General features: G+C 46.1%; 5 protein-coding genes. 2 read left to right on the forward strand and 3 right to left on the reverse strand.

Annotated elements, in window-relative coordinates; translation table 11 throughout:
• Nucleotides 1-55: 55 nt before the first annotated feature.
• The 3 genes from IEY34_RS10000 to IEY34_RS10010 form a co-directional block, all read right to left on the reverse strand.
• Complete coding sequence (locus tag IEY34_RS10000) at nucleotides 56-7,864, reverse strand: S-layer homology domain-containing protein (protein ID WP_189010896.1); 7,809 nt, start codon at nucleotides 7,862-7,864, stop codon at nucleotides 56-58.
• 766 nt (nucleotides 7,865-8,630) lie between these two features.
• Nucleotides 8,631-9,503 (reverse strand): carbohydrate ABC transporter permease, encoded by an 873-nt coding sequence (locus tag IEY34_RS10005; protein WP_189010898.1) that lies wholly within the window; start codon nucleotides 9,501-9,503, stop codon nucleotides 8,631-8,633.
• Nucleotides 9,504-9,515: 12 nt separating this feature from the next.
• Nucleotides 9,516-10,466, reverse strand: coding sequence for an ABC transporter permease (locus tag IEY34_RS10010; protein WP_189010900.1), 951 nt, complete (start codon nucleotides 10,464-10,466; stop codon nucleotides 9,516-9,518).
• A 146-nt stretch (nucleotides 10,467-10,612) separates the two neighbouring features.
• On the opposite strand from IEY34_RS10010, the gene IEY34_RS10015 reads away from it, so the two are divergent.
• Together IEY34_RS10015 and IEY34_RS10020 are read left to right on the forward strand one after the other, a co-directional pair.
• Nucleotides 10,613-12,427 carry a sensor histidine kinase gene (locus IEY34_RS10015; protein WP_229757556.1) on the forward strand — a complete coding sequence of 605 codons (1,815 nt, stop codon included), beginning with the start codon at nucleotides 10,613-10,615 and terminating at the stop codon, nucleotides 12,425-12,427.
• Nucleotide 12,428: 1 nt separating this feature from the next.
• The gene (locus tag IEY34_RS10020; RefSeq protein ID WP_189010902.1) at nucleotides 12,429-14,036 is read left to right on the forward strand and encodes a response regulator transcription factor; all 1,608 of its coding nucleotides are present in this window, start codon (nucleotides 12,429-12,431) and stop codon (nucleotides 14,034-14,036) included.
• Nucleotides 14,037-14,096 lie beyond the last annotated feature (60 nt).

A 14,096-nucleotide genomic window follows, 5' to 3' on the forward strand; every position in this document is an offset into this window, starting at 1 on the left:
GAAGAGGGATGCCATCCTCTCGGAATGGTCCCTCTCTCCCTTTCGGTAAAATGATTTATTTATTGCCAAGTAAGTTATAAATAATTTGTGCCGCTTCTGCGCGGGAAGTCATGCCCGAAGGATCAAATTGCCCTTGCGCCCTTCCTTGAATGAGGCCCAGTTTAGCAGCCTTCTGCACATGCTCTTGGGCCCATGAAGAAACGAGATTCATATCGTCAAATCTGGTGTCCTTTTGAACCTGAGCCTTCGTACCGCCAAACTTCTCGTAGGCTCTCATCGTCATCGTAATCATTTCCTCACGCGTGATGAGACCATTAGGATCGAATTGGGTGGCGCTTTTGCCTGTAACAATGCCTGCTTGATTAGCACTTGCTACAGCTTTCGCATACCAAGCCGTTGCAGGCACATCGGAGAAGACCGCCTGTGTGCTCGCGTCACTCCATTTCATTACGTTTTGGAGCATCGTTGTAAACTCAGCACGCGTGATTGAGCGAGAAGGTTCAAACGTTGACTCCCCAGTTCCGCTTAACATCTGCTTAGCCGTGAGCTCCGAAATCACATTGAATGCCCAGTGACTCACAGGCACATCTTTGAATGTTTTCTTCAATTCCAGCACGGCATATTTACTAAAATGGCTGATGGATGCTGTGATCTCGCCATCTTTGTATTCGCCGCCCGTATACGTCAATTCTCCAGAATCAGAGATATAGAATATACCTGCCAGCTTTTGATTAACACTCACATCTACCTTCAAACGAATCACCATTGGTTGATCGAACTTCGATAGCTGCTCCACTTTGCCGTTTGCCGAGGTGATCGACAGACTGAATTCATACACCTCGCCTGCCAGCTTAATTGTCGCAGAAGACGTGCGCTCGCTTTGAGCGATAATCGTCTTGGCCTCCGCCGAGTTGATTGGGCTCCATTTCAACGAAATCGCGCTATCCTTAAGATCTTCCGAAGTAAGCTTGCTCTCCAGCTGTTTCAGAATACTAGCCGGCACTTCCACCGCCAGCTTGTCTGACTTAATCACCAGATTTCCGCTGCCAAGCAGTTCAGAAGCATGGGATGGCAATTTCACTTCTGTCGTATCGGATTTAACCGTTACCGTTGTTTTTCCGCTTTCTTGTGATTTAAGCTGTTCCGCAGAAATGACTACTTTCCCCGGCTGCTCAGGGGTTGGTGTTGGCGTAGAAGGAATGGAAGTACCGCTGTTGCCGCTATTGCCGCCATCACCACCAGTGCCGCCGCTTCCTTCGTTCTTACTGCTAACCGTTACAACCGTCGAAGCTTCGAATGATCCGTCCTCCGTTTGCACCGTGATCGTCGCTGTTCCTGCGCTTACCGCAGTCACAACTCCGTCCACTACGGTGGCGACTTTGCTATCGCTCGTGCTCCACTTCACAGCTTTGTTCGCCGCATCCGTTGGCGCTACTGCCTCCGTCAACGTTTCTTGCGCTCCCGCTGTTAAGCTAACCGCTGCTTTGTCCAGCGTTACTCCGGTTACTTTCACTGGCGGTATCACTACCGCCTTAACCGTCACAACCGTCGAAGCTGCGAATGATCCGTCCTCCGTTTGCACCGTGATCGTCGCTGTTCCTGCGCTTACCGCAGTCACAACTCCGCCCACTACGGTGGCGACTTTGCTATCGCTCGTGCTCCACTTCACAGCTTTGTTCGCCGCATCCGTTGGCGCTACTGCCGCCGTCAACGTTTCTTGCGCTCCCGCTGTTAAGCTAACCGCTGCTTTGTCCAGCGTTACTCCGGTTACTTTCACTGGCGCGGACGTGACTTTCTTCAATTCCTTCGTATCCCGTACCCGGATCCGGTCACCTTGCGAGTACTTGCCTGAGAGACCAACGGCCTCCAGGATTTCACCCACTTGCAGCTGAGGAATCGGTCCGCTTTGATTAATAATGTAGCCATCCACGAAAACCATAACTTCGCCAGAACCATCGTTCACTACATACGTTGTAGCATCTGGTCTTGCGACGACATTACCCTTTACCTTGACTAATTGGCCTTGGTAAGCATCGGAGATTGAATCCTTTGTACTCACAGCTTTAGGAACAAGCGGAGTACCTGAACTAACCTTCACAATACTGTTATCAAATTTATCAAATTCGAGCTCTGTATTATTTTCAAAAATTTTGATGTGTCCATACACTCGAACGACATCGCCTAGTTGAAGAGTGCCAACGGGCACTTCATTAAACGCCATAATACCGCCGGTCTCATCTTGTACATAAGCGGAATCGAAGAAGTTCCCTGCTGCTGTCGTTACCTTGCCTTGAACCAAAACGGTTGTACCTTCGGCTAAATTACGTGCATCACCGATTGGCGCTACTTTGAGTTCCAAGTGCGATAACCAGTTCATCACATTCAGGGCAAACGGATCATTTCCTTTGGCATTAAATGTTTGATCCATTTGTTTATCATTGAAAATATTCATACCGGAAACGATTATTCTGCCCTTGCCGACAACTTCTGATGCAACGAGAGGAATGGCTGACCCGCCTGTTACATCCGTTAACGCTGGACCCGTTTTCCCATTTGGTGTGCGAGGATTATAAGCGACCCCATCTGCTTTGATTTGAGCCGCATCTTGGAAGGTGGATTCATTCCCGCGTACTAGAATCGTCAAAGCATCCGTATCGGTCAAGGCAACTTTATTGCCGTTCCCATCATTTTTCGCCACACTGGACCCACTATAGTATTCAATTGTAGGAACAAAATCGGTTAAGTTATTGCTAACCGGCTTCGGATGAGAACGAACTGAGAAATTAGAAGTCAGTGGTGTTCCCCAGAAGTTCCCATCGGCCGTTTCATCGAACACGCCATCATTATTGACCATGAGACTTGAGCCAGCACCCGCTAAAATGGCATTCAGATTTTGATTGGAACCGCCATAATTGCTCTTCTCCGCTAAGTAGAGAGATCCGCCTTGTGCGACAAATTTAGTGATAGCGGCAATCTCTGCAGAGCCATAACTGGACGATGGGTGTGAAATATACAAGACAGCCGCAGACTTAAGCGTATCGTCTGTAATAGCCGCCGTATTCTCGGCTACCGTATATCCCTGTTGTCTCATCATCGTTGTAAACAGCTTCAAGTTATCTTTGTACGTCCCTGTATCTTTGGTCGTATTTTCATTGTTCTTGGAAGCATCGATCAAGATTGTTTTTCCAAGGGGAGGTTTTACAGTAAACCCTTGTTCGAATTTATTGTCTCCCAGATCTTGATCCGTCGAATTCATAACGACGATGACGCGATGATCTCCGGCTGGAGGCTTGCTCCAAACCACACTAGCTGTAGTTGAACTATTCGTTTTCAGAGAAGCGACTTGCGCATCACCGATAAGATGAGCCGCATCTACTTGATCATAGTAAAAGTGAGCCGTGAGGTTAGTAACATCCACTGTCCCCATGTTGCTGATTCCTGCTTTGAGCGGTGCATCATAGCCACCTACAATGGCTCCCTCAACGGCAGAAACATTGCTTACTTTAACCGCAATAGGCTCAACTGGCGACCAAATCGGCGACGAATAGATGCGATCTCCATCCTTTTGCGTTACCCGTGTCACAAACCATTGCTGTCCGCCGATTACATTAACGGTAGGCGACCAAGTAAAGGAAGTACTATCTGTTGTAGGCACATAAGTGTCTATCACTCTTCCACCATTTGTAATCAACTCCACCTTAGCAATAGTGTCATTGCTTACGGTTTTCAGATAGCTGTAAGCAGGATCAGATTTCTGTTCCAGAACAGAATCACTGCCAGCAATTTGAAATTCCATTTTCTTGGAATCTGTTGTTGAGCCCATGTACCAGCCACTGGCGGATACTTCTAGTTTGGCGTTTGGATCTTCTGTAAAGTAAACTCTTTTCTTGCGCATAGCATCCATTAGCGAGTCTTGCGTAAGATCCTTAGCGACGATAACCGTACGCTGCTTAGTTTCTCCCCATGTCGCATCATGGTTGTCTTCTCCGTACGTCGGAGCGACATGCCATCCTAGATCAAGCGCACTGAAAAACTTATCCTGCGCGTTGGCATACGAATACTTACCTGAACCGTTGCCTACTTCTAACATTGTAAAGAGTCGATCGACATTTTTATCATACGGAATAAAATTATCGAAAGCATTGGCTGACATAGCCGGGTGATTGAATTGAGCCACGATATTATCGTAAGTCAGTACCCAAGCATAGTAGCTCTGTAAATTTTGATACTTGCCGCCGCTTTCAACCCGGTCGATAAAATTCGATGTTCCAAATACATTGGAATGTCCCCAAGTTGTTGAAGTCATCTCGAAGGCAGGGAATACAACGAAACTTCCATCCTTCGTATAATCTTTAGCGAGGTTCTTGGTCAATGCCCAGTTCGATCCGCCTGTCCGTTCTGGCATCCCATTGTGATCCACATTATCCGAGCCGACTAAGGAAGAATCGATATCATGAGAGTGATCAGAAAAAGCGAAAAAGTCATAATGGTGCGCTTTCGCTGCAAGCAAGGCACTTTCCGGCGAACCATCCGCATCATGTGAGATGTTCGTATGGTTATGCGTTGTTCCGTAGTAATGATTGCCACCGACGAATCTTTCCGCAATTTTGAACTTCCATGATTTTGTGGAGGCATTGCCAAGTTTATCTTGGCCTTTAAGAATAATGGTATGCTCTCCAGCACTCAAATCATCAGCTGTCGTTAAGACCAGCTTAATTCTCGTCTCTGTAATTACGGCCTTAGATGTAAATTCATGTGCTAAATCATCGATATAAATCCGAATGGACGCAGGATCAACACCATTCGCATCATCCAGAGTAGCTGATATTGCCGGATGTTTGGTTTCCAGCTCATCTCCTTCTAGAGGAAGCAGATCTGTATACTCCGGTCCATCTTTATCTTCCACAATATCCACAGTAATAGGGGCTGAACTGCTGCCTACACTTTTGGTGGTACTCTGGTTTACAGCTTCCATATAATACAATAGCTTTCCGGTTGGCATGCTGCCCGCAGCAATTTTGCCGTTGTAATTCAGCTTATCTGCTGAAGCTAATGCAACTGGTGTATACGCAGCATCGAGCTGCCCTTTGTACCAAACCGTTACACGATCCGCAAACTTCACGGAAGCTTTGAAGCTCGTATCGACACCGATATACGCTTTCGTTAACGGCATGTGAGCAATTTGCAACTCTCCCAAAATGTCAGAAGCTGCTCTAGGCGTTACCATATAACCGCTTGTATAAGGGGACGTCATCTTGGCTTGTTTGACAATCCCTGTGAAGGTGTAGGTTTCACCAAGAGTCACAGCCCCGCCAGCCACATCAATGCCTGAAGTGCTTAAGAGACTCACGATAGCTGTGTTGTCTGATTCATCTGTAACCGTCACGTTGTAATCCGGACCAGTTGCAGGAATATTTGTAACTTTCGCTTTAAAAGAAACGAGTTTTCCTTCCAATTGTTCCGCCGTCGCGTAACTGCTCAGGGCCGTTAGTGGAATAGATACAGGCACTAGAGCCCTGTCATCTCCTAATTCCGTTACCTTTGAAAGAACGAATTGTGTTGTACCGCTTGTCATGACAACATGACCTGTCAGACGCAATTTTTTGCCAACTTTAACTTCATAAGTAGGAGAAATAGGGCTAATCATATTCATAGCGCCTGTAGCATCCTGCACGTAATAGTTTGTTAATTCGCTGCCCAGCGCGCCATTCGTTGAGGTAACAACCCCTTCGATCGTAGCGGTGTAGCCTAGACTAAGCGGAAATCCGTTTGTATCGTTTTTACGCAAATTAGCAATTGTAGTCGTCAGAGTGTTAGATCCAGCTGCTTGAATCTGTGTGTATTTGCTTTCTTGTGTATCCGTATGTGTGAGATAAACAGTAGGGTTATTGGTGGAATTCGTGTAGCTCAGTGTAAAAGATCCATCTGCAGCAGCTGCAGCTTGAGCTGCACTTGTGACTACACCACTGTTTTCGAGATAGGCTTTTACAGTTGAAGCGCCTGGAACCGCTCCTGCTGTACCCACTACCTGACTTGTGTTTCCACTTGTGGAAAGCGTAATTTTGGAAGCAACTGGTGAAATCATATAGCTTGAATTGCGAATAATGATTTCAGCCGGATTGCTGGTGGAAGCAGGTGCATTCACAATAAAATCCTTGGATGGATCTTTCGTAAACCAGCCATTATTTGAACCAACCGCACCTCTCGGATCCGATCCTTCCATCGTTTTCCGTAAGATCGTACCGCTTCCTAGATTCGTAGCCACAAAAGGTTGTCCCCAATATAGCGGGTTTTTAAATGTCGTTGTTGAAGCGTTCGTAAAAGCCAACAAGTCGATAACATCCGTATCGGCTGCGCCTGTTACAGCATCCGTCTTCTTGGCAAGAACAATGGCTCCTCCCGTTGACGCGCTTGGGTTTATCCCGCTTCCCAAATCGATGTCGGCTTTCACAGGCAAAGCTGCACCTGTTGCTCCGGTGTTCCCGGCAATCAAGTAGTAGCCATGCGCTTTGATCATACCTGACAGTGGTTTGCCTGCCGCAAAAGCCATCGTAGAGGCTGATGAGTAAGCAACAGACCAGCCATTCAAATTAATATCTTGGTCTGTCGTGTTATACAGTTCAAAAAATTTGGTTTTATAGAAAGCTCCGCTATTACCGCCATTTACATACAATTGACTAAAGACAATGTCTCCAGCTTTGTAAGAGTTTGCAAGGGTCGCAAGCGAAATAGCTACCTTGTCGCTGCTCGCTTTCCCTTGCTCTTGCACAGTAACATATACAACGGAGTTCGAGTTTGGATTTGTGAGGCTTATGGCAAATGAACCATCTGCTCCTGCCGTGCCTGAACCAGCTAACGAATTATCCGCCAAGTTGATCGTGACGGAACTGTTTGCTGTAACAGCTCCTGCGGCACCATTGATCGTTAACACATTTGGAAATGTGATTTTCGATGCAATAGGAAGGGCTGTCTTAGGTGCTACCGCAAGGATAATCTGAACCTTACTGCTTGGATCTTTGCCATTTTCAGTCGCTGTGATAAATACAGAGCCTTTGGACTGCGCGTTGGTGATCGCTAGATCAAACGAACCGTCTGCCGCAGCTGCTGCTGCTCCAGCCAAGGCATTGTCGTCATAATATACAGCGACCTGCACACTGCTTCCTACCGCTCCAGCTGTTCCCTTTACATTAGTTAATGTAGGAAAAGAAATTTTGGCTGCGACTGGAGCTGCTGTTTGCAGCGTATTCGAAGGGTTTGTAGAGATTCCTGTGATGACAATATCATCAATTTTGCTCGTCCCTCCACTCGCGATCGCCGCACCGTTAACAGCTAATCCGGAGTTAACGACCCATCTCACGTAAACGATGCTTTTATTTTCTACCTCTGAAGGCAAGCTAAGATTACTTAACACGCCTGAAGTAAAATTGTTAGCAGATGCAACAACGCCATTGGATACATCCGTCCATGAGGAATGGTCCAAACTATACTGGACTTTAAAATCTTTGGGACCTGTATTGGAACTTCCTTGTTTGGATGATAATTGAATACCTGTGTATCCCGTAGTCACAAATGGGGCTTCCCAATAGGAAGTACCCGGCGACCAGGCTGATGTCGAAGCAGCCTTATCTGAAGCTCCCGCGACATACCCTAAGGCGCCCGTCCCAACTACAGATATTTGCTTGTTGAGGTTCTCCGATATCCCCTCCGTCGCGGCTAGCGTTGAGTTGGCAAAATCCCATTTTACTAACGTTGTAGAAACCGCTTCCGCTCCAATGGGTTGAAGTGGAAGCGCCATTGTTACTAACATAACAAGGGTCATCATAAGGCTGTACCACTTCTTATGCTTACTTATATATTGAAACATGAATAAAATTCGCCTCCCTGAAATCGGTAGATGTGTCTAACATCTATCTTGCTGTCCGTTCTTCTAATGATGATTTGCATCCAGATTCCAATTTCTGTTACATTATACAGTAGAACTTCCTAACGAAAGAGTATTCTCATTCGCCAAGAAGCCTCATCAGTCGTCTATCCATGCGCCCCGCCAAAAGCTAATGGATAGCGGCTTTTTTGATATTTTTTTATCTGCGCCCCTCCCTTGCTCCGATACTTGCCACTCACTTATGCTCAGAACAAAAGGAATTATATCATGATTTAATTCTACGTTTGTCAGGCGAATGTAAACTTTAGAAAAAAAGATCAAATCCAAATGAACATAATTTCAAAAAGGAAATCTTTTCAAATTACTTTTTCAAACTCGCACGTTATTTAAGAAAAACGGCTTCGCCGCCCTGGTAGATCCGTCTCTTCTTAGCAGCAAAACCTAGTAAGGGAACTAGGGGACGCTAATTAGGCAAAAAGTAGGCATGCGAGGGTCATAGCGGAACTACAGGGTCTTATTTCCATAAAAAGTGTTGAAATTCCCATGAAACAGCAAAATAGCGGACTGTAGTTCCCTCAACCTCCCGATACTGACACTTTTGGCTAGAATAGCGGACTGTAGTTCCCTTACGCCCCCGCGAGGCAGCTGGAGCAACTCCGCTTTCACATATAAACTCTTATATTTGAACAAAAAAAAGAACGCCATAACCAACAACGGTCACAGCGTTCTTCCTCGGTCCAGCATTTCCTTATTCTTTGACTGCCCCAATCGTAATCCCTTTAACAAAGTACCGCTGCAGAAAAGGATATACCAGCAAAATTGGCAAAGCTCCAATAAAGATCTGCGATGCCCGAACGGTTCGTTCGGACAGATTGGCAACCGTTCCCGGATCCAACTTCGTCATATCCCTCTGCACGATAATCGTCTGCATAAAACTTGCAAGCGGCAGGTTCTTCGAATCCTTCATATAAATCAAGCCATCGAAATAGGCATTCCAATGCCCGACCATCGTAAATAAGGCAACCGTCGCAATCGCTGGCAGCGAGATCGGCAAGTAGATCAAAATGAAAGAGCGAAAATGTCCAGCTCCATCTATAAATGCGGCTTCCTCCAGATCTTTAGGCACTGTGCGGAAGAAGTTGAGCAGCAGGATGATGTTATAGACCGCAACTAATCCTGGCAGAATCAGGGCCATTAATGTATTCATCAGACCGAGCTTCAGGATAAGAATATAGGTCGGAATCAGACCTCCACTGAACAGCATGGTTATGACAAAATACCAAAGATAGATATTGCGAGCGCGAAAGATTCGGCTATCTTTCGAGAGTGCATAAGCCGCAAGGGCATTAACGAACATGGCAAGTGCTGTCCCAAGGACTGTACGTTGTACGGAAACCCAAAGGGAGGAAAGGAAATTCGCGTTGTTGAAGGTTTTGGCGTAGGCCTCAAAGGTAAACCCAATCGGCCAAAACGTAACTAATCCGGCGTTAGCAGGAGCGCTCGCGCTCAAAGATACCATCAGCAAGTGGAACAATGGCAGCAAGCAAAGAATAGAGGCAGCGACCAAGATGATATTATTTATGATAGAAAATATACGATATGACAGCGTTTTGTGATACATAAGCGGCTCCCCCTAGAAGATTCGATATCCAGCAAATTTATAAGCAAGACGGTAGGATATGACGATCAAAATTAAGCTGATCATGGATTTGAATAGACCAACTGCCGTCGCAAAGCTGAATTGTCCGCCAAGAAGGCCTTCCCGGTATACAAACGTGTCAATAATATCACCCTGTTGATAGATCAAAGGACTATACAAGTTAAACACTTGGTCGAAGTTGGCGTTTAGAACGTTTCCTAATGCCAAAGTCGCAACGACGATGGCGATGGGAATAAGCGATGGTATGGTAATATGCATGGTTTGCTTTAGCCGCGTAGCTCCGTCGACTTCTGCTGCTTCGTACAAGGCTGGATTGATACCGGCTAACGCAGCCAGGAAAATAATCATATTGAATCCAAATTCCTTCCATACATCGCTGAAAATAATCGTGAATCGGAACCAATTTCCGTCGCCGAGGAAGAAGATGGGTTTGATGCCGAACACATTCGTAATGAACTGGTTGATCAGCCCTGTCTGGGCTAACATATCAATCAGAATCCCAGCAAGCGTGACCCAGGAAAGGAAATGCGGTAGATAGACCAGCGTTTGGATGGATCTTTTGAGCCCCATGTTCCTTACTTCATTCAAAAACAGAGCAAAAATAAAAGGAATAACTAAGTTCATCACGATTTTGGAACAAGCAAAAAACAATGTATTCCACGTGATTTTCAGAAAATATTCATTTTCAAACATATATCGAAAATGCTTCAAGCCGACCCACGGAGAACCGGTTACGCCCAAAGCTGCCTTATAATCCTGAAAGGCCATAACGATACCCGACATGGGCAGATAAGCAAAAACGAATACCAATATAACAGCTGGCAATACCATGAAATGAAGCATCCAAGGCTGCTTGTAGCCGCTTATCTTTTTCGCGCGTTTAGTGTTCTTTTGGGATACTTGTTGTACCGTGTTCGCATCCATAGCTCTCTACCCCGTTCCATAAAAACTCATTTGTGTATTTGGAGAAACCCTGATATATATAGTATCAACAAACTTTGCCTTGAAACTATAAGACATTCTTAGGATTGATAGGGTTTTGTTAGGGATATCTTCCGGGGGGATCGATGATGGCGCTTAGAACGGGCATTGCATTCATGAAAAGAAGGATCGGCACCAAATTTAGTCTATTCGCCAAAATGAACGGTCTGATCATCCTTTTGTTCATACCGATTATCCTTGTATTTACCTATTCCAACAGAACTGCTTTCGATGTTATTGGGAAAGAACTTCAAGTGTCCAACATCAAACAGCTCTCTTTTCTATCCAGCCAAATTGATTCCAGGATCAATCAGATGACGGACTTTGTCAGTACCTTCTCCAAGGACCCCAATGTTCAGAAATTCAACGGGTTAAACCTCTGGGAAGATCGCTATGATCGGATGCAGACTAGATTTGTTGTTCAAGAAAAGATGGTGCTGCAGTCTGGCGTTATGAACATCTGGCCGGTTAAATATACGGTTTATTCCCAACAGAACAAAGAGGCCATTTCAAATGCCATTAAAGCATCTGAATATAATGAGGATTACCTGAAGAGGAATATGACTGGAAAATGGACCTATGGCGACGGGGAAACCTTGCTCCAAGGTGGTCTGAAATCCTTTTATTGGTTCTACACAGACTCCTTCGGCCAACGGGATACGCTTAGCGGAAGCAATCTGGTGGTAGAAGCCAGCTTTGGTCCCGAGAATATTCAAAACATGCTGGACACGTACAAGTCAGGGGGGCAAGGCGACCCCTTCTTCTATCACAAAGGCGAAGCTCCGATTCTGAATCGCAGCGCATCCCTGCAGCTGTCGAGTGACCTCATCCATTACTTGGACGGCCAGACTCTGGCAGATACGATGCAGCAGGTCATTCGGCTAGAAAGCAAAAATTACTTGGTCAGTGCTGTGAAATCTCCCCAATTAGATTGGTATTTGGTTGATATTGCACCACTCGATCAAATTTTGGGGCCCATATCGTTTAGTCGCAATCTATTCTACTTAGCAATGGTGTTGTTGTTTGTGGTTGGCATATCGGCCTCCGTACTGCTATATCGCAATGTTCAGCGACCTATCAGAAAGCTGATTCGCGGATTGCAGAGCGTCCAGCGGGGAGATTTCTCCGTCAGGATCAATGCCAATGTGAACAATGAGTTCTCGTTTCTGTTTTATCGATTCAATGATATGTCTCAGCAAATTCAAAGTTTAATTGAGAACGTACTCAATGAGAAGCTCCGGGCTAGGGATGCGACGCTCAAGCAGCTGCAGGCCCAAATTAATCCTCATTTCCTGTACAACTGCCTTGGCTACATTGTCAATATGGCCCAGATGAAGAACGAGGAAGCTGTCGTTTCTATGGCCTTTAATTTAAGCGCCTACTACCGTTACACGACTCGTATGGAGAAGCAAACGGCTAGTCTGGACGAAGAAATTCGGCTGATCGTCAACTATTTGGACATTCAGAAGCTGCGTAACGGCAGAATTGAGTATCATATCGATATTCCTGCCGAGATGCTGAACCAACAAGTGCCACGCTTGATGCTCCAGCCGATTGTAGAAAATGCCATCATCCATGGCGTTGCCAAATCCTATTCATCCGGGGAGATTCGCATTAGCGGCGAGATGTCGGACGGTTTCTGCCGGATTTACATCGATGACGATGGTCCTGGCATGCCGGATGAGTTGCAAGAGGCCTTGAATCGCAAATTAAGGGAGCCTTTGCAAGATCAAATGGGCTGCGGGCTGTGGAATACCAACCAGCGGATCCTTCACCAATTCGGAGAACAATCTTACCTGTCTTTCAAGAAGTCGCTGCTTGGCGGATTCCGGACAGAAATCATTTGGGAACTAACGACCGGAGACGAGCATCGCCACCATCCATTCATACAAGGGGGCACCTAACATGCAAATGATTATTGTAGACGATGAAGCTCACTGGGTAGAGAACCTATCCATGAATAAACCATGGCATACGCTCGGCATCGAGCAGGTTCATAAAGCTTATTCTGCTCATGAGGCGCTTCAAATCCTCGAAACGCATCCGATCGATATTGTCATATCCGATATTCTGATGCCCGAAATGACGGGCATTGAGCTGATCGAGCGAATTCGCAAGTTTGACAAAAAAATTAAGTGCATCATTTTATCCGGTCATTCTGACTTTGAATTCACCCAAGAAGCCGTCCGGAATAAGGCCGTAGATTACTTGCTTAAACCGCCGACTGACAATGAATTGTTCGGTGCAGTCCGCGCTGCAATTGATCAACTGACGAATGAATGGGAAAGCGTTAGCTCCTACGAACGCACCCAGTTCACGCTGCGGGAAAATTTGCCGCTGCTTCGCGGCCAGTTGCTGCTTGACGCATTGCGCGGTCATCGAATGCCAGCCGAAGAGTGGAGCAGGAAGCTAGAAAATTACGGTTTGCCGTTTCACGATGGAGACTGCGCTTTGATGCTAGTGCGTATGGAAGAAGAATTCGGACAATATAAAAACAATGGTCAGCAATTAATGGAATACGCGATCATCAACATGGCGGAAGAGATATTCGGAGAATATACGGAGGTCTGGGGCGTTAAGGAAGAGCTTGGATATCTCGCTTTTCTGTTTCAGCTAAAGGGAGATCATTCGGATGCCGGGAAAGAAACCATTCTAGAAAAGCTTGCCATCCAGCTCCAGTATAAGGTCAAACAATTCTTGAAAGGCTCTCTGTCCATCGTCATGACCGAGTGGTTCCACTTCCCGGACAAGCTATCGGACCATTATCGGCAGGCTTCCGCTTATTTCCGGCAAATTGTCGGGGATGAGCGGGAATTTATCATGCGTGTTGGCGACTTAGAGCAGAATGTCACGAAGGGCATCTTGGAAGCTATCCATATCCCTCCTACCTTGATTAACCTGCTTGAGGTTGGTCGCTGGGATGCCGCGGAAGACAAGCTCGTGAACGTATTCGCAGAATTAGACGAGAGATGGGCTGAATCCTGGGAGCATTGTATGGAGGCTGGCTATATCATCGCCTCTTCGTTCACTCATCTCGCGCATCGGAACGGCTATACATTGGCCAAATTACTTGGAAGTGAGATTGATCTTCTGCAAAGTGGAGAAGCTTTCAGCTCCATTAGCAAGCTAAGAAAATGGTCGCTGGGCGCGCTCGATAAATTCAAGGAAAGCACCTCGAATGAAGTGAAAGATAATCGCTCGTTGTATGTCCAGAAAGTGCAAGACTTTGCCGAGAAAAACCTGCATCTGGATGTTTCGCTGCGGGCACTGGCCGATCATGTGAACCTGCATCCGACACATTTATCCAAAATCTATAAGATTGAAACCGGTCAAGGAATCAGCGATTACATGTCCTCGCTCCGTATGGAACGTGCCTGCCATTTGCTCAGGACAACCGACAAAAAGGTGTATGAAATCAGCATGGACGTCGGCTACCTGGACCCTGCTTACTTTATCAAAGTGTTCAAACGCCAATTTGGCCTAACGCCGCAAGAATTTAGAGACAGCCTGTAATTGCCTAACAAAGTCTTACGGAAACTAAAATAATCATATAGATACCTTCCCCAATAAGTT

Source organism: Paenibacillus marchantiophytorum (assembly GCF_014640555.1).
Classification (GTDB): Bacteria; Bacillota; Bacilli; order Paenibacillales; family NBRC-103111; genus Paenibacillus_E; species Paenibacillus_E marchantiophytorum.